Here is a 23,250-nt window from a genome sequence, read left to right as displayed (position 1 = left end):
GCTTTCCTGAAAAAAATTTGCTAAAAAACAAACATCCTAATTTACAATAAATAAAAAACGAAAACTAACTAGTTTTCGTTTTTAGGTTTAATAAATTCAGACTGATATTTTTCTAAAAATTTCTTCTGTCTTGCTAGCATTTTCTGTCTTACCTTATCAATATCCATAAAATCTTTTCCAAAATTACTTCCAAAAAAATCATCATTAAAATAATGGTTACTAAAAAGTGAATCTTGAGAAAAAATATCTTCAAAACCTTGATTTTCAAACTGTGAAAAACCTGTAAAAAATCTTGACTTAAAAGATTGCATTAAACTATCTTTATCTAGATTGGAAAAATTATCAAATTTATTATTTGATGACCACGAATAAATACTATCATATCTTATTAAATTTCCATTTTCATCAAATTCTTTATCAACTTTCCAAGTTCCTCTAGGTTGTTCGGCTATAGTCTCTTCACTTTCTTTAGGTGCTATTTTTCTAGCCTCCTTATTTTGACCACTACAACTAACACTTAATAATCCAACCATAAATAATAAAATATACTTTTTCATCACTTTAAATTTTTTAAGTTAAACTCTAGTATTAATAGGATGCTGAAAATATCAGCATCCTGTTTAGCATTTTACACTGATTTAGTAAAACAACTATGAAATTTTAATACTTCTAGCAGGCTTTTGTTTAGCCTCTTCTTTTTTAGGTAAATGAATACTTAAAATACCTTCTACATAGCTTGCATTAATCTTTTCATCATTTACACTTTCCGGTAAATTAAAAGTTCTTTTGAATGAAGAGTAACCAAATTCTCTACGAGTATAATTTTCTTCTTTTTGCTCTTTAGTTTCTGTAGAAATTGATAATACTTGATTATCTAAATCGATATGAAAATCTGATTTCTTTAAACCTGGAACTGCCATTTCTACTATAAAAGCATCACCTGTTTCTTTTATATTTACTTTTGGTAATGTAATACCTGTATTAAAATTTGAAGTAAATACTGATGGTAAGTCTCTGTTAAAAATATCATCTAACCAATTTGATAAAGTTGGGAAGCTTACATTTGAATTTGTGTTTGCTAAACTTCCGTTTTTAGGAACACTAACTAAATTGCTCATAATTACAAAATTTTTAATTAAACATTATTTCAAATTTGAAATCTTAAATGACTTCTTTTTCTTTTAAAACAAATAAAATACCAAAATGAAAAATTTATGATATTCTATGAAATTTTGACATATAAATGTATAATTGACATATTAAACCTAAAAAACTGACATATTACTACTACAACATCAAACTTATAACCCAACCATAAATAAAAAGAACCAATACAGCTAATACTATTTTTTGTGCATTACATATGCTTATGCATTAAATAAATTATAATTCTTCAAAACCAATGTTGATATGTTTTTGTTTGTTTTTTACTAACTTTATTACATGAAATTATATCTATATATATTCTTAATTATTGCTTTTACTTCATGTAAAAAAAATACACCTGTAGTTACTGAAGTAGATGAACCAATAGAAAACCCAACTGAAAACCCTTCCGAAATTTTAAGTTTTTATTATGGTGCAGATTTATCGTATGTTAATGAAATGATAGATTGTGGAGCTATATATTACAACACTAATGGTGAAAAAAAAGATCCATATACAATTTTTAAGGAAGCAGGAACTAATTTGGTTCGCGTACGGCTTTGGCATAATCCAACTTGGACTAACTACTCTAATTTAGATGATGTAAAACTTACTATTGAAAAAGCTAAAAATGAAGGAATGAAAGTATTACTCGATTTTCATTATTCTGATACTTGGGCTGATCCTGAAAAACAAGAAATTCCAATAGCTTGGGAAAGTGAAATTGACAATAAAGAAAATTTAGGTGAACTAGTATATAATTATACATATTCCACATTAACTAGTTTAAATAATTTGGATTTACTTCCTGAAATGGTACAGGTTGGAAACGAAATTAATGGAATGATTCTTCAAAAAGGTGAACTTGTTTGGCCAATTGACTGGGACAGAAATTCATATTTAATTAATAAAGGAATAAAAGCTGTTAGAGATTTTTCATCTAAAAAAAATAAAGACATTGAAATAATGCTTCATATTGCACAACCTGAAAATGCTTTATGGTGGTTTAAACAAGCTACAGCAAATAATGTAACTGATTTTGATTGGATTGCGCTCTCCTACTATCCAATTTGGTCTGAATATAATTTAAATACTGTTGGAGCTGCTCTAGAAACTCTTATCAACACTTATAATAAAAAATTAATGATTGTTGAAACGGCATATCCATTTACACTCGAAAACAATGATGAAGCAACTAATATTTTAGATAATAATGCTTTAATTGATGGTTATCCTGCTACACAACAAGGCCAATTAAATTACTTAAATAAATTAGCAGAAATTGTAAAAATTTCTGGAGGTGAAGGTATTATTTACTGGGAACCTGCTTGGATTTCAACAAATTGCAGTACACTTTGGGGAAAAGGTTCGCATTGGGATAATGCAACACTATTTGACCATAATAATAAGGCAAATTTAGGAATGCAATTTTATAATAATTTGAACGAATAAATTAAATTCTCAAGTGACATTTTACTAAAAAACGTGTCTAATTTATAAATACGTTTTAATTATGAATAGGATGTCTCCGATTGATGTTTACACTAAAAATAAGTACGAAGAAAAATATAGAGTTTATTTAAAACAATACGCTATAAATGAATGGAAGCCTAGTGTTAAAAATATTGAGGAGTTTGTTGAAAAAATAATTTCATAAAATTAATTATAAATAAAAAAGCCTCCGTTTTGGAGGCTTTTTTTATATTATTAAACTAGTACTTTTCAGGCACAAATGTTTGATAATCCATTGGAGGTCTTACATAACCAATATGTTCTGGTAACGAAGGCAGTTCAATTGGTTCCAAATTCATTTTTTCGTAAGGAATTTTACTTAAAATATGGCTAATACAATTTAATCTTGCTTTCTTCTTATTATCAGCATCAACTACATACCAAGGCACTTGTTTTGTATCGGTATGAGCAAACATAGCATCTTTTGCTTTTGAATATTCCATCCATCTAGATCTAGATTCTAAATCCATTGGACTAAATTTCCATCGTTTTACTGGATTTGCAATTCTATTTTTAAATCTTCTTTCCTGTTCTTCATCACTAACAGAGAACCAATATTTTAATACAACTATACCAGAACGCACCAACATTCTTTCAAATTCTGGACAAGAACGTAAAAACTCGTTATACTGCTTATCTGTACAAAATCCCATTACCTTTTCTACACCAGCTCTATTGTACCAACTTCTATCAAATAACACAATTTCTCCAGCTGCAGGCAAATGCGATACATAACGTTGAAAATACCATTGTGTTTTTTCTTTTTCAGTAGGAACACCTAATGCAACTACTTTACAAACTCTAGGATTTAATGGCTCTGTAAATCTTTTAATTGTTCCTCCTTTTCCTGAAGCATCTCTTCCTTCAAAAATAATAACAACTTTTAATCCTTGAGATTTCACCCATTCTTGAAGATGCACTAACTCTTTATGAAGAATAGCAAGTTCTGCATCGTAATTCAACTTTTTCTTTTTCTCTGTTTTCATATTTGATTCTGCCATACGCTAATTTAACAAAAAACATAAAAAAAGCCTCCAAATTGGAGGCTTTTTACTTTAATATATCATTTTTTATAATCCAAGTGCCTCAACACCTTGCTCAAAAATTACATCAACAGGTATATTTTGCTCACTTAATTTATCTAAATCAGCTTGTAAATCTGCAGGAATAATACCTTTTTCTTCAACCAATTTTAAAACACCATCATAATCTCCATTTCCTTGCAAGGTCAAAATTAGGTTTGAAAGATCTTTCATTGCCACTTCCATTTTATCATAATCTACTTTATAAGTACCATCTTCATTTTTAGAAAATGCTCCTTTTTCTTTAAAGAAATTAAAACGAATCATATTTGCTTTACCGTGTGCACTTGATGCTCCAAAACGTACAGAACGAAAAATACCAGCCATAAAAGTGGTCATATAATCTTTCATATCACCATCAATTTCACCTTTTTTGTGCAATTGCTGTACCATATACAACCCTAAAATATCTGCTTTACCTTCTTCTAATGCTGAAGCTAATTCTTTTAATGAAGAACGAACAGTTCCCTTGCCATTAATTGTATTTTTTATACCTAAACCGTGCGCAACTTCGTGAAACATTGTGTTTGCAAAAAACGCATCAAATTTTATGTGTTTACGTTGACTTTCTTCAATTAAAACATTTGAAATAGGAATTAAAATTTTATCGAATTTAGCACGCATTGCATTTTTTAATTGCAAACGTCTTGATCCATTTTTTAGTTGAACTTCCTCATCATTTGGCAAATTAATAGCAATGGTTTTACTTCCTGCATTACAATCACCAGCATAATAAACAACATCATAAGCGTTTAATTCAGAATCTGTTCCTGGTTTTTCTTGTTTATAAGCATCATCTACCGGTAAACCTACTTGTAATTCAGGTAAAAATTGAGCAAATTTTTCTAATTTTTTACTCCATTCCATATCCTTAATTAAAACATAACCTTCATGTGATGCTTTGTTACCAAACAATTGATCTTCATACGTTTCAATTGGTCCTACAACAATATCTAATCTATTTGTTTTCATTTCCATCCAAGCAAAATCACTTGGTTGGTAATCATCAGTTAAAAATGCTTGTGAACGTAATTCTAAATATTTTTTTAAACCTGCATCTTCGGCAAGTTTAGAAGCTTCTAATAATAAATCTGAAACTTCTTTTACTTGTGCTTCAAACTGAACTTTATAAGGTATAACCTTTAAACTTCCATCTTCATTTCTTCTTACAAAAGTGTATAAACTAGATTTGCTTTCATCTGTAAAAGCTTCAAATTCAGCCTTTGTAATATCAGCAGGATAATAATTTGCTCCTAGAGGTTTGGTTCCAATTCCTTCAACAAAAGATGTATTCCCGTTTAATCTATCCCAAGGACCGTAATTAATTTCAACAAACTTTTTAGTTTCTTCATCTTCTATTTTTGAAAGTAACTCGTTTTTATCTCCATAAGCTTCATACCAAAACAATTCATTCATTTTACTTGCTGCCTCTATTAAAAGCGGTAACATTTTACGTTCGTTTTCAGACAATAAACTAACATCTGAAGTTAATTTAAATGGTACATATTTGTCTAAATTTTTACTCATTTCACTAGTGTTTTCTTCAACAGTTACTTGTTTTTTTGGTTTACGTGCGTTATCTCCTTGTTTACAAGAAAACAGTACAGCTAAAACCATTATTGCTATAACTTTTTTCATTATTCTATTTTTTACTTATGTTATTTATAATTTCTTGTATTCTTTTTTCGTCTATATTATAAGGTAATTCTAACCCTTTTTTCTCTGGAAATTGCTCAATCATAACAGTTGTAGAAGGGAAAGCAAAATCAACACCAATTTCTTTAGCTAATTTTAAAATTGCAATATGCAAACTATGTTTTGAAGCTTGCTCTTTATTCCAATCTAATGCTGTAAAATAAACATTTACCAAAATTAATAAAGATGAATCTCCAAAGCCAGAAAATTCTACGTTAAAAGCATCATCTCTAGTTGCTGAATGTAGTTTAATAATTTTTCGAACTCCATCAACAAAAGCATCAATTAATTCTGGCGGTGTATCATAACGTAAACCTAGATTAGTAGTGTAACGCCTGTATGCGCGCAAACCTTTGTTATTTACAACCATTTCAGACAATGTACTGTTTGGTATTTGATACACTGAAGTATCAGCCGCACGCACTGTTGTAGATCGGAAACCAACTGTTTCTACCGTACCAACAACTTCACCAGCCTCAATCCAATCGCCAATATGAAAGGGTTTGTCTATAAAAATCATTATAGTTCCAATCAAGTTTTTTACAGTGTCTTGAGATGCTAACGCTACTGCAATACCTCCAATAGATGCACCTGCAATTACCGTAACTGGTTTAATACCAAACAAGGTTAGCATTTTTAAAAAACCAACAAAAATTACAATTCCCGTTAAAAAATTATTTAATATTGGTACTAATTGATCGTCTAATTTATTGTGTGTAGATTCTGCAAATTCTTCATAAACACTCATTATAACCTTTACTAATTTAAGAAATACATATATCCAGAAAACAGTTACCATTATGTTTAATACTAAAAATATGACTGTATTTACATCTAAATCTAGCATTAAAGATGGAAGTAAAGTTTTCAGAAACCAAATGACTATTAATAGCACAATTGGTCTAGTTAATTTTTTTAATGCTACATCTATTTTGGCATTTGATTTATGAACTATCCATAATTGAATTTTACGTAAAATATAAAGTACAATTTTCTTTAAAAGAAAAAATAGAATAAAACATAATATAACTAATATTAACAAACCTAAATATTGCCATAATTCAATATTTAAAATTTTTGAATGCCCTATTTCAGGAATAATTTGAAGTAGTTTTTCAGTATGCCAAGGGTAAATACTTTTGTATAAATTATTTACTTGGCTTGTAGTTTCAGAAGAATAATACCAATTACCTCCTACTCTTTCTACATAAATTTCAGGCATTTGGTATGGAAACAATACATATCTATTTCCAATTTTATAACCCGTAGTATCTGAATACATTGTATTAGTTGGTACTTTACTAAAATCTACTTTTAGCCCTTTACCATCTAATATTTTCTTCAACTTTATAGCAATTTCTTCAGCTTCTTCACCCTGAAAACCGTAAATGGTAGTTGCTGCTTTTACAGGTTCATAAGAATCTGACTGTAAAAAATATAAATGCGTATAAATTGCTGAATTTGGGTTGCTTAAATCAACTTTTACTTCTTTTTGAGAATATAATAGCATTGATGATAGCAACAAAAAAAATAATGTTATTTTCTTCATTCTAAATATGGTTAAATACAATTTCAAATTTAAGATATTAATATATAGAAATTATTACCTTTTTCTCCTTTTCTTATATTTATTTTTTCTTCTAGGAGCTTTAGTAATTGTATCATCAAAAGTATCTTTTGCTTTTCCTGGTTTATTTTTTCTCCAAGAATTTCCTTGTGGAATTAACTTCTCTAATAAATCTTTTCTACCAACATTATTTAAAATATTTCGAATCCAATCTTGATTTTCTTTCTTATACCAAAAGAAAAATTTATGTTGATCGTCTCGCTCCTTTTTTGTTTTAGGAGTTTTTGTTGGCTTTAAAGTGTACGGATGATAACCAGAGTAATAAATCACCGTAGCAACCGTCATTGGTGTTGGTGTAAACCCTTGAACTTGTTCTAACTGAAAGCCCATATCTTTAGTTTCTGCAGCTAAATTTGCCATATCTTGCAATTCTGATGCTGGATGACTTGATATGAAATATGGTATTAATTGTAAGTTTAATTTTTTACGAATATTAATTTTATCAAAACGCTCTTTAAACTTATGAAAATACGTAAAAGAGGGTTTACGCATTAACTTCAACACAGGATCTGATGTATGTTCTGGTGCAACCTTTAAACGACCAGAAACGTGGTTAGTCATTACTTCTTCAGTATACGCATCTAACTCTTTTGGATCTGCTTTTTTATTGAATTCAGGCACCAACATATCGTGTCTAATTCCACTTCCTATAAACGATTTTTTTACTTTTGGATGCTTATCTACAGCCTTGTATAAATCTGTTAATGGTTTGTGTGAAGTATCTAAATTATGACAAATAACTGGTGAAATACAAGAAGGCGCAACACACTTATCGCAAATCTCCTGCACTTTACCTTTCATTTTATACATATTTGCTGAAGGTCCACCAATATCAGATAAATAACCTTTAAAATCTGGCATTTCAGCAACCTTATCTACTTCTTTTAAAATAGATTCTTGACTTCTGCTTGCAATAAATTTACCTTGATGTGCAGAAATTGTACAAAAACTACAACCTCCAAAACAACCTCTATGAATGTTAATAGAAAACTTAATCATTTCAAACGCAGGTATTGGTCCACGCTTGTTATATTTTGGGTGTGGTAAACGCGTAAACGGCAAATCAAAAGAAGCATCAATTTCTTCTTCCGTCATAGTTTCATATGGCGGATTGATAACCAATGTTGAATTACCAACATTTTGAAAAATTCTTCTAGCATGCAGTTTGTTTGATTCTTGCTCAATAGTTTTAAAATTTGCTGCAAACTTTTTCTTATTCAACAAACAAACTTCGTGAGAATTAATTCTAACATCTTCCCAATTTTTATTTTTAGGTATGTTTTCATCTCTAGGTAATAACAAAGCTGTTTGCTTTACAGTTGTTAAACTAGAAAAAGGAACACCTTTTTGCAATAAGTTTACAATTTCTCGTAAAGGCTGCTCTCCCATTCCATAAACTAACAAATCTGCTTTAGAATCTTCTAAAATAGAAGGTTTTAATTGATCACTCCAATAATCGTAATGTGTTACTCTTCGTAAAGAAGCTTCAATTCCACCAATTAAAACTGGAACATCTGGAAACTTCTCCTTTAATATTTTTGAATATACTGAAGTTGCATAGTCTGGTCTAAAACCCTTATCACCATTTGGTGTGTATGCATCTTTATCTCTTCGTTTTTTACTTGCGGTATAATTACTTACCATTGGATCCATACAACCACCAGTAACTGCAAAAAACATTTTTGGAGTTCCCATTTTAGTAAAATCCTGTAAATTATCGTTTACACTTGGTTGTGGTACAATGGCTACGCGCAAGCCATAACTTTCTAAAATTCTACCAATTACTGCTGGCCCAAAGGCAGGATGATCTACATAGGCATCTCCGCTAAACAATATAACGTCTAATTCTTCCCAGCCTCTTAACTTAACTTCTTTGTTTGTAGTTGGTAACCAATCTGAAAGTTTGTTCATTCTCATATTTTGCAAAAATACACTATTTAAAACAATTCTAAATCAGAATATTAAAACCAACTTAAAGTTAAGTAGTGTTAATGAGTGTTAACAAATTAAACCTTTATAAAACTTATCAGTCATAGTACCAAACAAGAATAATTAATAACAAATTAAAAACATAGAAAGATGAAAAAATTAATTGCACTTTTAACATTAGTATTGGTATTTTCTTTAACAGCAAATGCACAAAAACAAAAATCAGGTAAAAAAGGTAGTCAAACAAATTTAACTGCAGAACAAGTTGCTACAGTTCAAACTAAAAAATTAGATCTTCTTTTAGATTTAAATGAATCACAAAATGATAAAATTTACACCATATTTAAAAAACAAGCAGAAGACAGAGAAGCTGCACGTGCCGAAATGCAAAAACGTAGAACAACTGGAACAAGACCTACTGAAGAAGAAAGATTCGCATTTCAAAATGAACGTTTAGACAGACAAATTGCTCATAAAGCTGAAATGAAGAAAATTTTAAACAGTGACCAGTTTGAAAAATGGGAAGAATTTCAAGAAATGAGAAGACAAAAAGGAAATAAATTCAATACCAAAGGTAAAGATGGTAATGGATCTCAAAAAAATAATAGAAGAAATTAAAATAATGTTAAGTAGTTTAGTTTAACATTTAAGTTAAGTTTGGTTTATAAGCTCTGTAATGCAGAGCTTATTTTTTTATTTGTAAAACTTGACCAATAGAAATTTCGTTAGAATTTAAACTATTTAAATGTTTTAATTCAGCTACTGTTAAACCATATCTTCTAGAAATTGAATATAAAGTATCACCCTTAACAACCGTATAAGTATCCATTTTATTAGATACTACTTCCTTTGGTACAAATCTTTTTCCTAAAACTTCCGTATCGTATTTATGTAAATCGTATTTCTCAATTAAGGCAATTAATTTAGCTGGATATCTTCTGTCTGTAGCATAACCAGCAGCACTTAAACCTTTAGCCCAAGCTTCATAATCTCCCTCTTTTAATTTAAATAATTTTGCGTATCGAGATCTTCCAACTAAAAATAATGAATGATCTTCAAAAGATTCTGCAGGATCGGTATATTTTCTAAAACACTCTCCTTTAGCATCATCATCATGATACACTTTTCCACCAGTCCAACCTTTATGACATTTAATTCCAAAATGATTATTGGATTTTTGTGTTAGTTGACTATAACCACTACCCGATTCTAAAATACCTTGTGCCAATGTTATACTAGCAGGTATTTTATATTCACGCATTTTATCCATAGCAGTACCATTAAACTTATTAATGTAAGCTATTGTTTTATTTTGAATGGGTGTAGTTTTATTGGGTTTTGTAACTATAGTTTTTGATGAACTAGTGCGCTGTTTTACAACTACTTCTTTTTTATGTTTAGAAGTTTTTTCAACAACTTTCTTTTTAGATTTACAACTTCCTAATAAACCTACAATTAATAAACTATATAGTATGTATTTTATTTTCATTCTATGCAATTATGGGTAATTTTTTCTTTTTTAATATTGAATTCATTCCATCAATTCCTTGTAAACCTCCAGTATGAATTGCTAATAATTTGGTTCTTTCGGGAAAATAATCTTTTTTAATTAAATCAACAATTCCAAACACCATTTTTCCTGTATAAACTGGATCTAAAGGAATTCCTGTTTCTTGTTTAAATTTATTTATAAATAGTATTAATTCTTCTGAAATTTTTCCATAGCCACCAAAACTATAATCAGTATTTAAACTCCAATTTTTTGAAGTTAGTACATATTTTTTTATTTCATTCTGAAGAAAATCTCCCTTTAAAGCAGGAAAACCTAATACTTTTTGATGTGGTTTTAACGAATTTATCAATCCTGAAATAGTTCCTCCTGTTCCAATTGCAGAGCAAACAACATTATAAATTGAGTCTTCTTCAGTTAAAATTTCTTCACAACCTTTTACCGCTAACTCATTAGTTCCACCTTCCGGAACTAAATAAAAGTTACCATATTTATTTTTTAATTTTTGAATAAATGCTGAAGAAGTTTTTTCTCTATAGTCACTTCGCGAAACAAATTCAAATTGCATATTATGTTCTGAAGCAAATTTTAGCGTAGGATTATGTACTAAAACTTCATCTAATTTATTAGCTAATTCATCGCCACGAATTACGCCAATTACTTTAAAACCAAATTCAAAACCTGCAGCTGCAGCTGCGGCTATATGATTAGAATATGCGCCACCAAAAGTTATAAGTGTATGATGTTTTAAGCGTTTTGCTTCTTCTAAATTGTATTTTAATTTTCGGTATTTATTTCCAGAAATAAAGTGATGCAATTTATCTTCTCTTTTTATAAAAAGCTGAACTTTTTTCCCTTCTATTTCAGAAAAAGAAACTTCTTGTATACTGCTATTTTTATTTTTTAAGAACAATTTTCAATCTCTTCAGTTAAGTTAGACCATTCATCCATCAACTCATCCAATTCATCTTTTTTAGCTTGATAATTTGCGAAAAAATCCGGATTCGAAGTAACAGCTTCAGCGTTTTCAAAAATTTCAGCATCTAAATCCATAATTTCTTTTTCTAAAGAAGCTATTAATTTTTCTACCTTACTTAATCTATTTTGAAGCTTTTTCAACTCCTTTTCTTTCTGTTTATTCTCTAAATAAGCATCTTTCCCTGTTGATTTAACTTCTGATTTCTCAACAGTTCTTTTTTCAACTTCACGTAAATCATCCAATTTATGTTGTTCCAAAAAGTAATCTATATCACCTAAATATTCTTTAATTTTTTGATCTCTAAATTCATAAACCAAAGAACCTAAACCTTGTAAAAAATCACGATCGTGAGAGACCAAAATTAAGGTTCCTTCAAATTGTTGTAAGGCTTGTTTTAATACATTTTTTGAAGCAATATCTAAATGGTTTGTTGGCTCATCCATTATTAAAACATTAAACGGATGCAACAACATTTTACACAAAGCCAAACGGTTTCGTTCACCTCCAGAAAGTACTTTTACCTTTTTATCTACTTCTTCACCTCTAAACAAAAACGAACCCAACATATCACGAACTTTGGTTCTGTTTGAGTCTGTTGAAGCGTCTTCCATTATTTCTAAAACCGTTTTCTCTTGATCTAAATATTCAGCTTGATTCTGCGCAAAATATCCCAATTGAACATTATGCCCCAATTTCATTTGCCCATCATACTCAATCTCTCCAACAATCATTTTTGCCAACGTAGATTTTCCTTGTCCATTTTGCCCCACAAAAGCAATTTTACTATTGCGCTCAATCAACAAATCTACATTTTGCAATACTTGATTGTCACCATAATTTTTAGCTAAACCTTCAGCTTCAATAATTATTTTACCTGGTTGAACAGAAACTGGAAAACGAACATTTAAAACAGCATTATCATCTTCATCAACTTCAATTCGCTCAACTTTATCTAATTTCTTAATTAACGATTGTGCAAATGCAGCCTTTGAAGCTTTGTAACGAAATTTTTCAATTAATTGTTCCGTTTGTTTAATCTCCTTTTCTTGATTTTTTTGAGCTTGTAATTGCTTTTCTTTAATATCCCCACGCAATTCTAAAAATTGAGAATATGGTTTTGGATAGTCATAAATTTTACCTAATGAAATTTCAATAGTTCTATTAGTAACATTATCTAAAAACATTTTATCATGCGATACCAAAACCACAGCTCCCGAATAGGTTTTTAAAAAGTTTTCTAACCAAATAATAGATTCAATATCTAAATGGTTTGTTGGCTCATCTAATAATAAAATATCATTTTTTTGAAGTAGTAATTTGGCTAATTCAATACGCATACGCCAACCTCCAGAAAAAGTTTCTGTTAACTTTCCAAAATCTTCACGTTTAAAACCTAAACCTTGTAATATTTTTTCGGTATCACCTTGATAATTGTATCCTCCAAGTAATTCATACCTATGTGTTAAATCGTCTAAATCGTGTAATAAATCATTATAGCCTTCACTTTCATAATCTGTTCTTTCACCAAGTTGATTGTTAATTTTTTCAAGTTGTTTTTCTATTTTTTTAATTTCAACAAAAGCAGTATACGCTTCCTCCAAAATTGTTTTACCAAAAGTAAAATCAATATCTTGTTTTAAAAAACCAATAGTAGTGTCTTTCTCAAAAGCTAATGTTCCTGAATCGTATTCTTGTTCATCAGAAATAATTTTTAACAATGTGGATTTTCCTGCTCCATTTTTACCTATCAAACCTACTCTATCTCCACCGTTTAACTTAAAGGTTATCCCTGAAAAAAGTTCAGTTCCTCCAAATGAAACGGTAATATTATGTGCATTCAGCATAAATTGTTACAAATTAAATGTTCAAAAAAATTAACTTTGCAAAGCTAACTAAAATTGTAAAACCGTAATGATTAAAAAAGGCACAAAACTTTATAGCATTTTATTTAATAAATGTCCAAGATGCCATGAAGGTGATTTTATGGTTGAAAAAAACATGTTTAAACTTTCTAAAGCCTTTAAAATGCATGAAAAATGTAGTAATTGTGGCTTAAAATATACCATGGAACCTTCTTTTTTTTATGGAGCAATGTACGTGAATTATGCTTTAACTGTAGGAATTGCTATAGCTACGTTTGTAATTTCTACTTTAGTATTTAACCTAAATTTATTACAAAGTTTTATTCCAATTGTAATTGCTTTATTATTACTTTTTCCTGTTTCTACTCGATTATCTCGAATTATTTGGATTAATATTTTTGTGAATTATGAAAAAGGGTTAAAATCTAATGAAAACGCTGAATAGAAACTTCTTTATCTAGCTCTATTCCTTTTTCTAAATGATTATACAGTTGTTCTGAAACAGTTGGTGCAATCATTACTCCACGAGTTCCTAAACCGTTTAAAACTACTAAATTTAGGTGTTTTGGATGTTTTCCTACTAAAGGTCTTCTGTCTTTTATAGTTGGTCTAATTCCTGCTTTGTGTTCAACAACTTTAAAGGGTACAGTTATAAATGATTTTAATTTTGAAATCAATTCTTCTTTCCCTTCTTCAGTTGGAATCGAAGTTTTATCCTTCCAATTAAAAGTTGCGCCAACTCTGTAATAATTATCGCCTAAAGGCAATACAAAAACAGCTGCTTTTATTAAAAAATCTACATTTAATTCTGGCGCATGAATAGTTATTAATTCACCTTTTACTTCTACCATTGGTAAATAATTAAAAAAAGGATTCTTTTTAATGCCAAAACCTTCACAAAACACAATTTTTTTTGCTGACGTTTTTTTATAAACAACACTCTTTTCAGAAATCTTCAACTTTTCATAATCAAAAGATTCTTTTATTAATTTTCCTCTATCTAAAAGATAGTTTTTATAATCACTTAATAGCGAAATTGTATCTATTCTTCCAGTTTTAGTTAATCTTCCAAAGCCACATTCCGAATTAATACCTTTGTATTTTTCATTTACAATTGTTGTATTCATAAACGGCGACAACCTTGGTTTATCTGCAGCTACAAACCAATTATTCTGTTCCTCTACCGTTTTAAATATTCTATAAATATCAATTTTATAATCGTATTTATTATTGAATTTGGCTTCTAATTTTTTGTAAAAAGGCAATGCTTTTTCTAGTTGTGGAATTGCATTCCAAACAGGAGAAAAACGCTTTAAAATAACTGGATTGTACATTCCTCCAGCAACCAAAGATGAATTTTGAGATTCATCTTCAAAAACAATAAACGTTTTATTGTTTTTTTCTAATTCTTGGGTAAAAGCTAATCCTGCTAATCCCAAGCCTACAACTATATAATCTACTTGCATTTGCCAAATATACTAAAACAAAAACTCCTGCAATTGCAGGAGTTTTTAATATTTATTTTTAGTGAAAATTAGTAATTCCACATATCTAATTCCTTATTTCTAATTTCGTCTTTAATCTTGTTAGATTCCAATACTTGGAATAAAGCATTTCCTTTTACGTAATGTGCAACATCTCTATCTCCATATATATTTTCTTCACGATAAATAATTGCATTAAATCTACGAGCATTTAACAAATGGTCAAATGAAATTGGATATGCAGAATTTTTCTGATTGAAAACTTTCATTTTATGAAGCGATTTTCTTGCATCTGGATACCAAACCCAAAATAATGCTAATTGCTCTGAAATATCCATATCTTCTCTACCCATTGTTTGTACATCTGGTGCAACTGGAGCCAAAGCAAGTAATCTATACTTTAATTCTCCTTGACGTTTGTCAAAATACCAAAGACCTTTAATTTTAAAACCTTCAACATCTTGAGATGTTAAATTAATTCTATCAATATATTCATTAATATTAGTATTCCCTGCATTTAGCTCATCAAATCCGGCATCTGTAGTATCAATACGTTGTAATTTTACATTAATTTCAGATTTAGCCATTTTAGCGGTAAAATAAGAGTCATCATAAATCTCATCAATTTCACCATTTTTAATGTTTCTCAATAATGTATCAAATAAAGAACGTCTATCCATAGAAACATTAGTTGTATCTACTGGGTAGTAATATGGTAAATTAATTCTTTCATTCAAATCAATATACTCCCACACTACTTTAGACCAAAGAATATCTCTATCATCAATATAACCATATTCTAAAGGCTCATCATTATCATAGGCTAATTGTTCAATCGTTTTCTTCCCAATGTCAGAAGGATTTCTAGCATTTAGTAAATTAGATTGTGCAAATGCTGTTTGAAACAACACTAGCGCTACAATAAACATTCCAATATTCTTCTTGTTCATTACTTTAATTTTTTATTATTGAATTTCAATACTTACAGGAGAAGCTGGCTTAATTCTATAACCAGAATTTCCCGAAATAGTTGATTTTATATCAAAAATTGTTATTACATCTCCACGTTTAGCTTTTGCAATAGCTTTTTGAGCTTGTACATTCATTCTACTACCTCTAACAACAACAGCAGATTGCCCAGGAACTTTAACAGTAAAACCTGTTGTATTTAATTTTAAGTCAAAATCAAAATCTGCCAATTCAACACCTACTGTAGAATTTCCTAAACTAGTTTTAGGCATTTTTACAACACCACTTTGTTTTCTAATTGTTCCTTGCGGTGAAGGAATATCTTTAATTCTAAAGGCCATTGAAGAACTTACCGGGCTTCCGTCAGGTAATTTCCCCGTAACTCTAATTGTTACTTCTTTACCTTGTTGAGGAATCATTACATATTTTCCTGAACCAGCTACTGATTTTAATCCAGGTGCTGATGCACTTACTAAATTATCAGGCACTCCTGGAATAGAAATAGTCATAGGGTTAGAAACTCCACGGTAAACCACATTCATTTTATCTGCTGAAATTACGGCACTGTTTGGTTTTGGAATTACAGCATAAGATGAGTTAATAGGAATCTCTACATCTTCACCTTTTTCTTTAAACACAAACATTCCTTTAATATCACGTTCTCCAACTCCACCCGCAGGAAATTGCAATAATACTTGACCTGCTTCAATATTTTCACTGCTAACTTCCTTATTATTAACAGTTACTTTTTCAGGTTTTAAAGTTGGATCCACTTTTCCTAAAACAATTTTTCCTTTGAACATTTCACCTTGGAAAAAAGCAGTTTTTTCAGGAATTACAATAGCTTCATATTTAGTCATAGAAACATCACTTTCTAATTGACCTCCTAATAAAGTATTATATATTTCAGATTGTGTATTTTTAACATCATTCTGCATAGCAGTAAGGTTAGTAACAGTAGATATTAAAGGAAAACCTTCATATCTGTTATTTAACCATGGTTGTTTTGTTCCGTCATCTGAAGTTTTTTGATCTGATGTATCAAATCGTTTTAAAATATTAGCAGCTAAAGGGCTATCTTCTCCAATAAGTTTTAAAACTTCAGTTCTATAACCATTTACTTGGTCTAAAAATTCTTTTCCTTCTTTTGTAAATGCGTCACCATTAAAAAAGTGACTATCTACAAAATCTGTTTTATCCATACTCTCGTAATCAGATTTATCTTCTTGTTTTTCTAAAAACAAGGTTTTTTTAGAATCTAAAAAAGTATTAAAATCGTTTGATAACTTATTAACTCCGGATGCTACTTCGTATAATGATTTATACTTTTCTGGTTGCTCTGAAGCTTTAGTTGCTAGATTATTAAGTATATCTTGGTTTTTTGCAGATGCTGTGATATTATTCTCTGTAAATTTTTCATTCATGTAACCAAAAGCAGATAAAACTTCTTTACTCATTTGCATCGCAATCATTGCAATGAAAACCAAGTACATTAAGTTAATCATTTTTTGTCTATTCGATAATTTTCCTGATGCCATTTAATTTAGTTTTAAATTAATAATTAGTCTTAAAAACTAATTAGTTTTTAGGTGACATTGCAGAAAGCATACCTCCATAAACTCCATTTAATGAAGAAAGATTTGAAGTTAAAGATTCCATTTGCTCTTTTAATTTCCCAGCATTTTGAGCAACCTGCTCATTAATTTCAGTTTGTCTACCAGTACTTTCTAATTGAACTTTATACAAACTGTTTAGTGATTCCATTTGAGCTGCAGCCATAGATAATTGTTCGCTATATTTATTTGTTGCTGCTATAGAGTCAACTGCTGGGGCTATATTTTCAGCTGCTCCTTTAAAATTTTGAATGCTTTCACCTAAACTTGTCATTAATCCTGCATCTAGTTTAGCTTCTTTTAACATATCATCTAATTTTTGAGATAATAACCCTTGTGCTTGTACAGCGTCCTTTCTATCTTTATCTCTTTCATTACCTCCTGCTAATTCAGGATATACTTTTGACCAATCTAAATCATCTTCTACAGGTTCAAAAGCTGAAATAGCAAATACAATTGCTTCTACAATCATACCGAATGCTAGTACCATACCTCCTGAAATAGGACCTAGGTTCCAGTGTAAAATTTTAAAAAGTGCTCCAATAATTACAATAGCGGCACCAATTCCGTATGCCATATTAAATAATTTCTTTGTGTTTTTTGACTGTGCCATAATTAAATATTATTAGTTTTGAGTTGATTTTTTTTTAATTTCCTTCGATGTTTGTTCCAAGATAATCTTGAACGGTTCTAAAGCCAATATAGCTTCTAGCTGAATCAGCATACTCATAATCACGAGTGCTCACTTGTAAGAAATAAGCTACATCTTTCCATGAACCACCTCTTATTACTTTTCGCTTATTTTCTTTCATTTCAACGTTTGGATTCATAGTTGAACCTATATAAAATGAAACTTCGCTATATGCAGTATTTGTCCATTCTGAAACATTTCCAGACATATTGTACAATCCATAATCGTTTGGATTAAACGATTTTGCTTCCATTGTGTATAAAGCACCATCCACAGCATAATCTCCACGTTGTGGCTTAAAGTTTGCTAAAAAACATCCTCTATCACTTGTTGTGTAAGGACCACCCCAAGGGTATGTTCCGTACTCTAGACCTCCACGAGCAGCATATTCCCACTCTGCTTCAGTAGCTAATCTAAAATATGGTACTGAACTAGGATTCTTTTTTGAACGAAGAAAATCATTTTTCTTTTTTGTTCTCCAGCTACAAAATGCTTTTGCTTGACTCCAAGTTACTCCAACTACAGGATAATCATTATAAGCTTGATGGAAAAAATAATCTTGGTGCATTGGATCGTTATATGAGTAGTTAAAATCTTTTACCCAAACTGTTGTGTCTGGATATACTTCAACAACTTCACTTTTAATAAAGTCTTTTCGTTCTCCTTTACTTCTTGCTGCATTTTCTCTATCTAACCAAGAATGTCTAAATTTTAATTTTTTTGTATCAAGAATTCGCTTTTCATCTAAACTATTCTCAATTGGAATATACATTGTATCCATTACTTCAGAATAGTATTCATCTGGAAATTCACTCGGATCCCAAATTAAATCTTCATCCCAATTTAAAGCATTTTCTTCTGTTCCATAATTATCTCTCATATACTTTTGATATGGAGACATATCTGCAGTATCTGCTGCTTTAAATTGATAATCTTCAAGAATAATATTTGTATCATCCGACAACAATTTAGAAAGCATTGCTAATTCCGTTCGAACTATTGAATCTCTTACCCAATGAACAAATTCTTTATATTCTGCATTGGTAATTTCAGTTTCATCCATATAGTAAGGACGCACTGTAACTGTTCTAGTTGGGGTGTTTAATGCCCCGGCAATATCTTCATCTTGACGTCCCATTGTAAACGAACCTCCAGGAATTAGTGCCATTCCCATTGGTTTTTTTGAGTGCCATTTAGTTTTTGACGTAACTCCCGTTAATTCTCCTTGGTCGCTAGAGCCACAACTGTACACTAAAAATGTTACTAAAATATACAACGATATTCTCTTCATAATAATTTTCTTAAATCAAATTAGGCAAACCTATTACTATTTCTTCTAAAAAACAATATTTATTTTAATCTGTTTTTAACGCAAAAACAAAGATATTAGTATATAAACTATTAAAAATTTATACTAATTTTTTCAATGTTCTTATCCATCTATCAGGAATATCTTGGTTTGTTGCGCAAACATAATCCTGATAAGTACATGGTATTAACGCATGTCTTTTATATTTATTATCATTATTTAAGTTAATTTCCATCCACCATCTTCCACTTTTATTACTTTTATGGAAATTTAGTACCTGATCTTCTATTGGTACAATATATTTTTTATAATTTTCTTTTAATCCAAAAGGATAATCATGTGCTCTATAATTAACACCTTCAATAAAATACCAAATCATTTGTGCAATTAATTGTGCTGTCTGATTTTTACTATCATATTTTTGGTTGAACTCATAAATTCCAAAAGAAGAAACCTTATCACTTATCCCTGCGTATCTCGAAATTGCACAAATTTCAGCACCTGAAAATCCATTTGGAGTTCCATTATTATTTGCTGGAGCTTCTGTGTTTTTTATTGCTGATAAATCTATACTAACAATATCTGCATCACGCAAAATTGGTTCTACTACTTTTAAATCGGCAGTAACTTCACCTAAACGATGTGCATCAAAAAATAAATTTTCGAGTAAATCAATTTCATCTTGAGAGTTAAAATAGGTTTGATAACCTATGTTAGAATAATTAAATAAGTTATTGGGCTTATTCATAATTATTTTACTCACAAATGATTCTGAATTTAATTCATCTTCAATGTTTCCAATATTGAATTTATTATCTACAGTTACTAAATTAACTGTTTGTTCTAGTGCATCGTAAGCTCTGTAATTAGCGTAGGTTAAATCTTGTCCACCTCCAATTATTAATGGTATAATATTCTTTTTTAATAATGATGAAGTTATTTCAGATAAAGCAAAATATGTATCTTGAATAGTGTTCCCTTGCTGAATATTACCTAAATCCGCAACTTGTATTGGCCAATTACCAGGATATAATTTATATAATTCTTCTCTTATTTTATTTAAATTATTTCCAACTCCATTGTTTTCAATTGAAGCTCGTCCTTCTTTAACGCCAATTATGGCAATTTTCACAGTTGAAAGGTCAGGAAAATCTGATGTTGAAGCATAAATTTGAATACGCTGACCAATTGTTAAATGCGCTTGCATTTTAGCATGTGCCAACAACGATTCGTCAATTGGTTGAAGATATTCGAAATTCATTTTTAAAAGGGGTTATTTTTTCTTTTTCTACGGAGCAAGTTACTAAATTTTATTTTTTCTTGGTTTTTCGTTTCGTAGTTTTTTTCTTTTTTGTGTTTTTTTCTACAATATCCTTAACTTCTTCTAACGTTAATTTAGAAGCGTCTACTGTTTTAGGTAATTCTATAACTTTGGTTTTTCCTTTAAAAATATTTGTACGCCCCCATCTTGCTTTTTCAACTCTAATATTTTCTTCTTCCCAATTGTGAATTACTTTTTCAATTTCTTTTCTCTTTTTATCTTCAATAAGTTCAACAATATTATCATACGTTAAATTATCAAAATCGTATTTTTTATTTACATTGATAAAAATATTATTCCACTTAATAAAAGGTCCAAATCTACCAACACCTTTTTGAACTGGAAGATTTTCATACTCTGCAATTGGTGCGTCAGCCTCTCGCTTTTCTTCTATTAGTTCAATAGCTCTATCTAAATCTATAGACATTGGATTTTCGTCTCTTGGAATAGAAACAAACATTTTATCGAAACGAATGTATGGTCCAAATCTACCACTTGCAACAATTACTTCAGTTTCTTCATAATTACCAATAGTTTTTGGTAATTTAAAAAGATCCATGGCTTCTTCATAAGTAATAGAATTAAGTGTTTGTTCACCTTGTAAACTTGCAAAACGAGGTTTTTCTTCGTCTGTAGCTTCACCTATTTGTACCATTGCTCCAAACCTACCCAATCTAGCATATACATTTTTTCCACTTTCAGGATCTATACCTAACAAACGCTCACCAGTTGCTCTACTTGCATTTTCTGAAACATCTTCTACCATTGGATTAAAAGCTCCATAAAACTCTTTAATCATTTCAATCCAATCTTCTTTTCCATCAGCAATATCATCGAATTCATCTTCTACTTTAGCAGTAAAACCGTAATCCAATATTTCTTTAAAATTAGCTACTAAAAAGTCATTTACAATATTTCCTATATCTGTAGGTACTAATTTTCCTTTATCCGCACCAACTTTTTCAGTTAACAATTCTTCTGAAACTTTATCTGAAGTTAATTTTAATTGCGTATAATTTCTTTCAACACCATCAATTGTTCCTTTTACAATATATTCTCTACGTTGAATTGTAGAAATTGTTGGCGCATAGGTAGATGGACGGCCAATACCTAATTCTTCCAAGCTTTTTACTAATGAAGCTTCTGTAAAACGGTAAGGTGCTTTAGTATATCGTTCAGTTGCAGTAATAAAATTATTATCTACTTTTTGACCAACAACTAAATTAGGTAACATTCCTGCTTGTTCTTCGTCTTCTTCATCATTACCTTCTAAATAAACTTTTAAGAAACCATCAAACTTTATCATTTCACCATTTGCGGTTAAAATTTTATTGTTATTTGAATTCTCAACTTTTACATTTGTACGTTCTAGTTGCGCTTCACTCATTTGAGAGGCTATCGTTCTTTTCCAAATTAAATCGTACAATCTATCCTGATCATAATCAACCGAAATAGTTTGAGTACTCATATTTGTTGGTCTAATTGCCTCGTGTGCTTCTTGTGCTCCTTTAGAATTTGTATTGTAATTTCTTACTTTACTATATTCTTTCCCGTATAAATTTTTAATTTCATCTTTTGCATGATTAATAGCATCTTGCGATAAATTTACACTGTCTGTTCTCATGTAGGTGATTAAACCTGCTTCGTACAAACGTTGAGCAATCATCATAGTTTTTGCTACTGGAAAATACAATTTTCTTGCTGCTTCTTGTTGCAATGTTGATGTTGTAAATGGCGCTGCTGGGAATTTTTTTGCAGGTCTTTTTTGTAAATCTGCAATAGAAAAATCTGCTGCAACACATGAATCTAAAAATTCTTGTGCTTCTTTTTTAGTTTTAAAATTAGAAGGAAGTGATGCTTTAAACTTTTTACCATCTTCTGAAATAAATTCAGCTACTACCTTGTAAGATGCCACTGGAGTAAACTCTTGAATTGCTCTTTCGCGCTCAACAATTAAACGAACAGCAACCGATTGAACTCTACCAGCTGAAAGACCTCCTTTTACCTTTCTCCATAATACCGGAGATAATTTATATCCAACAAGCCTATCTAAAACTCTTCTAGCTTGTTGTGCATTTACTAAATTGTAGTCAATAGCTCTTGGATTATCTACAGCTTTTAAAATTGCTTTTTTTGTAATTTCATGGAAAACAATTCGTTTTGTTGAATCGTCTTTTAGTTTTAACTGCTCAAATAAATGCCATGCAATTGCTTCTCCTTCTCGATCCTCATCCGAAGCCAACCAAACAATTTCTGCTTTTTTAGCTAAATCTTTTAATTTTTTTACAACTGCTTTTTTATCACTTGAAACAATATAGTTTGGCATAAAATCTCCATCAACATTAATTCCAATTTCTTTAGAAGGTAAATCTGCAATATGCCCAAAACTAGATTCTACTTGAAAATCTTTTCCTAAAAATTTCTCAATGGTTTTTGCTTTTGCAGGTGACTCAACTATTACTAAATTTTTTGCCATAAATTTTATAATTTCAACTTTTCAATCTCAAAAAAACAGCCTTTC

General features: G+C 29.9%; 20 protein-coding genes. 4 read left to right on the top strand and 16 right to left on the bottom strand.

Annotation, left to right across the window (positions count from 1 at the left end; all coding sequences use genetic code 11):
- Positions 1-68 precede the first annotated feature (68 nt).
- Complete coding sequence (locus tag R3X25_RS07325) at positions 69-557, bottom strand: hypothetical protein (RefSeq protein WP_317673345.1); 489 nt, start codon at positions 555-557, stop codon at positions 69-71.
- Positions 558-650: 93 nt separating this feature from the next.
- Positions 651-1,118, bottom strand: a complete 468-nt coding sequence (locus tag R3X25_RS07320) for an Hsp20/alpha crystallin family protein (protein ID WP_317673343.1) — start codon at positions 1,116-1,118, stop codon at positions 651-653.
- A gap of 325 nt (positions 1,119-1,443) precedes the next feature.
- On the opposite strand from R3X25_RS07320, the gene R3X25_RS07315 reads away from it, so the two are divergent.
- Positions 1,444-2,598, top strand: coding sequence for an arabinogalactan endo-1,4-beta-galactosidase (locus tag R3X25_RS07315; RefSeq protein ID WP_317673341.1), 1,155 nt, complete (start codon positions 1,444-1,446; stop codon positions 2,596-2,598).
- Positions 2,599-2,668: 70 nt separating this feature from the next.
- Positions 2,669-2,803 (top strand): hypothetical protein, encoded by a 135-nt coding sequence (locus R3X25_RS07310; RefSeq protein ID WP_317673339.1) that lies wholly within the window; start codon positions 2,669-2,671, stop codon positions 2,801-2,803.
- Positions 2,804-2,858: 55 nt separating this feature from the next.
- Here R3X25_RS07310 and ppk2 read toward each other — a convergent pair whose 3' ends face one another.
- The 4 genes from ppk2 to R3X25_RS07290 form a co-directional block, all read right to left on the bottom strand.
- Positions 2,859-3,659, bottom strand: coding sequence for a polyphosphate kinase 2 (gene ppk2 / locus R3X25_RS07305; protein WP_317673337.1), 801 nt, complete (start codon positions 3,657-3,659; stop codon positions 2,859-2,861).
- 69 nt (positions 3,660-3,728) lie between these two features.
- On the bottom strand, positions 3,729-5,378 hold the full coding sequence (locus R3X25_RS07300) for a dipeptidyl-peptidase 3 family protein (RefSeq protein WP_317673335.1): 1,650 nt from the start codon (positions 5,376-5,378) through the stop codon (positions 3,729-3,731).
- A 4-nt stretch (positions 5,379-5,382) separates the two neighbouring features.
- Complete coding sequence (locus R3X25_RS07295; protein WP_317673334.1) at positions 5,383-6,984, bottom strand: mechanosensitive ion channel family protein; 1,602 nt, start codon at positions 6,982-6,984, stop codon at positions 5,383-5,385.
- 54 nt (positions 6,985-7,038) lie between these two features.
- Positions 7,039-8,979: a YgiQ family radical SAM protein gene (locus R3X25_RS07290; protein WP_317673332.1), complete on the bottom strand. Its 1,941-nt coding sequence runs from the start codon at positions 8,977-8,979 to the stop codon at positions 7,039-7,041.
- Between the two features lie 162 nt (positions 8,980-9,141).
- Between R3X25_RS07290 and R3X25_RS07285 the strand changes: the two genes are divergently transcribed.
- Positions 9,142-9,609 (top strand): hypothetical protein, encoded by a 468-nt coding sequence (locus R3X25_RS07285; RefSeq protein WP_317673330.1) that lies wholly within the window; start codon positions 9,142-9,144, stop codon positions 9,607-9,609.
- Between the two features lie 67 nt (positions 9,610-9,676).
- Here R3X25_RS07285 and R3X25_RS07280 read toward each other — a convergent pair whose 3' ends face one another.
- Genes R3X25_RS07280 through R3X25_RS07270 form a run of 3 tightly spaced genes read right to left on the bottom strand, consistent with a single transcriptional unit; the run spans position 9,677 to position 13,324 of the window.
- Positions 9,677-10,480, bottom strand: coding sequence for a glucosaminidase domain-containing protein (locus R3X25_RS07280; RefSeq protein ID WP_317673328.1), 804 nt, complete (start codon positions 10,478-10,480; stop codon positions 9,677-9,679).
- A gap of 1 nt (position 10,481) precedes the next feature.
- Positions 10,482-11,414, bottom strand: a complete 933-nt coding sequence (locus R3X25_RS07275; protein ID WP_411556566.1) for a 1-aminocyclopropane-1-carboxylate deaminase/D-cysteine desulfhydrase — start codon at positions 11,412-11,414, stop codon at positions 10,482-10,484.
- Entirely contained in the window at positions 11,405-13,324 is a 1,920-nt protein-coding gene (locus tag R3X25_RS07270) for an ABC-F family ATP-binding cassette domain-containing protein (RefSeq protein WP_317673326.1), read from the bottom strand. The genes R3X25_RS07275 and R3X25_RS07270 overlap by 10 nt, the downstream gene beginning before the upstream one ends.
- Positions 13,325-13,391: 67 nt before the next feature.
- Here R3X25_RS07270 and R3X25_RS07265 point away from each other — a divergent pair, with 67 nt between their 5' ends.
- Positions 13,392-13,787, top strand: a complete 396-nt coding sequence (locus R3X25_RS07265; RefSeq protein ID WP_317673324.1) for a DUF983 domain-containing protein — start codon at positions 13,392-13,394, stop codon at positions 13,785-13,787.
- Here R3X25_RS07265 and R3X25_RS07260 read toward each other — a convergent pair.
- From R3X25_RS07260 to topA, 7 genes are all read right to left on the bottom strand, one after another.
- Entirely contained in the window at positions 13,768-14,808 is a 1,041-nt protein-coding gene (locus R3X25_RS07260) for an FAD-binding oxidoreductase (protein WP_317673322.1), read from the bottom strand. The two genes, R3X25_RS07265 and R3X25_RS07260, sit on opposite strands and share 20 nt — an antisense overlap.
- Positions 14,809-14,876: 68 nt before the next feature.
- Positions 14,877-15,776: a gliding motility protein GldN gene (gldN, locus tag R3X25_RS07255; RefSeq protein ID WP_317673320.1), complete on the bottom strand. Its 900-nt coding sequence runs from the start codon at positions 15,774-15,776 to the stop codon at positions 14,877-14,879.
- 15 nt (positions 15,777-15,791) lie between these two features.
- Complete coding sequence (gene gldM, locus R3X25_RS07250) at positions 15,792-17,333, bottom strand: gliding motility protein GldM (protein ID WP_317673318.1); 1,542 nt, start codon at positions 17,331-17,333, stop codon at positions 15,792-15,794.
- Between the two features lie 40 nt (positions 17,334-17,373).
- On the bottom strand, positions 17,374-18,021 hold the full coding sequence (gldL, locus tag R3X25_RS07245; RefSeq protein WP_317673316.1) for a gliding motility protein GldL: 648 nt from the start codon (positions 18,019-18,021) through the stop codon (positions 17,374-17,376).
- 34 nt (positions 18,022-18,055) lie between these two features.
- Positions 18,056-19,390 (bottom strand): gliding motility lipoprotein GldK, encoded by a 1,335-nt coding sequence (gene gldK / locus R3X25_RS07240; RefSeq protein ID WP_317673314.1) that lies wholly within the window; start codon positions 19,388-19,390, stop codon positions 18,056-18,058.
- A gap of 118 nt (positions 19,391-19,508) precedes the next feature.
- The gene (locus R3X25_RS07235) at positions 19,509-20,669 is read right to left on the bottom strand and encodes a formimidoylglutamase (RefSeq protein WP_317673312.1); all 1,161 of its coding nucleotides are present in this window, start codon (positions 20,667-20,669) and stop codon (positions 19,509-19,511) included.
- Between the two features lie 49 nt (positions 20,670-20,718).
- Positions 20,719-23,205 carry a type I DNA topoisomerase gene (gene topA, locus R3X25_RS07230; RefSeq protein WP_317673310.1) on the bottom strand — a complete coding sequence of 829 codons (2,487 nt, stop codon included), beginning with the start codon at positions 23,203-23,205 and terminating at the stop codon, positions 20,719-20,721.
- Positions 23,206-23,250 lie beyond the last annotated feature (45 nt).

It is taken from the genome of Lutibacter sp. TH_r2, assembly GCF_033101135.1.
In the GTDB taxonomy this organism is placed as follows: Bacteria; Bacteroidota; Bacteroidia; order Flavobacteriales; family Flavobacteriaceae; genus Lutibacter.
This window is presented reverse-complemented; position numbering and strand designations above follow the sequence as displayed.

What these genes read in the sequence shown, in the direction of transcription:
- R3X25_RS07260 (WP_317673322.1), bottom strand. Translation starts at nt 14,808, where the DNA reads ATGCAAGTAGATTATATAGTTGTAGGCTTGGGATTAGCAGGATTAGCT.
- R3X25_RS07270 (WP_317673326.1), bottom strand. Translation starts at nt 13,324, where the DNA reads ATGCTGAATGCACATAATATTACCGTTTCATTTGGAGGAACTGAACTT.
- gldN (WP_317673320.1), bottom strand. Translation starts at nt 15,776, where the DNA reads ATGAACAAGAAGAATATTGGAATGTTTATTGTAGCGCTAGTGTTGTTT.
- R3X25_RS07300 (WP_317673335.1), bottom strand. Translation starts at nt 5,378, where the DNA reads ATGAAAAAAGTTATAGCAATAATGGTTTTAGCTGTACTGTTTTCTTGT.
- gldL (WP_317673316.1), bottom strand. Translation starts at nt 18,021, where the DNA reads ATGGCACAGTCAAAAAACACAAAGAAATTATTTAATATGGCATACGGA.
- R3X25_RS07235 (WP_317673312.1), bottom strand. Translation starts at nt 20,669, where the DNA reads ATGAATTTCGAATATCTTCAACCAATTGACGAATCGTTGTTGGCACAT.
- R3X25_RS07315 (WP_317673341.1), top strand. Translation starts at nt 1,444, where the DNA reads ATGAAATTATATCTATATATATTCTTAATTATTGCTTTTACTTCATGT.
- ppk2 (WP_317673337.1), bottom strand. Translation starts at nt 3,659, where the DNA reads ATGGCAGAATCAAATATGAAAACAGAGAAAAAGAAAAAGTTGAATTAC.
- R3X25_RS07280 (WP_317673328.1), bottom strand. Translation starts at nt 10,480, where the DNA reads ATGAAAATAAAATACATACTATATAGTTTATTAATTGTAGGTTTATTA.
- topA (WP_317673310.1), bottom strand. Translation starts at nt 23,205, where the DNA reads ATGGCAAAAAATTTAGTAATAGTTGAGTCACCTGCAAAAGCAAAAACC.
- R3X25_RS07325 (WP_317673345.1), bottom strand. Translation starts at nt 557, where the DNA reads ATGAAAAAGTATATTTTATTATTTATGGTTGGATTATTAAGTGTTAGT.
- R3X25_RS07295 (WP_317673334.1), bottom strand. Translation starts at nt 6,984, where the DNA reads ATGAAGAAAATAACATTATTTTTTTTGTTGCTATCATCAATGCTATTA.
- R3X25_RS07265 (WP_317673324.1), top strand. Translation starts at nt 13,392, where the DNA reads ATGATTAAAAAAGGCACAAAACTTTATAGCATTTTATTTAATAAATGT.
- gldM (WP_317673318.1), bottom strand. Translation starts at nt 17,333, where the DNA reads ATGGCATCAGGAAAATTATCGAATAGACAAAAAATGATTAACTTAATG.
- R3X25_RS07285 (WP_317673330.1), top strand. Translation starts at nt 9,142, where the DNA reads ATGAAAAAATTAATTGCACTTTTAACATTAGTATTGGTATTTTCTTTA.
- gldK (WP_317673314.1), bottom strand. Translation starts at nt 19,390, where the DNA reads ATGAAGAGAATATCGTTGTATATTTTAGTAACATTTTTAGTGTACAGT.
- R3X25_RS07290 (WP_317673332.1), bottom strand. Translation starts at nt 8,979, where the DNA reads ATGAGAATGAACAAACTTTCAGATTGGTTACCAACTACAAACAAAGAA.
- R3X25_RS07320 (WP_317673343.1), bottom strand. Translation starts at nt 1,118, where the DNA reads ATGAGCAATTTAGTTAGTGTTCCTAAAAACGGAAGTTTAGCAAACACA.
- R3X25_RS07310 (WP_317673339.1), top strand. Translation starts at nt 2,669, where the DNA reads ATGTCTCCGATTGATGTTTACACTAAAAATAAGTACGAAGAAAAATAT.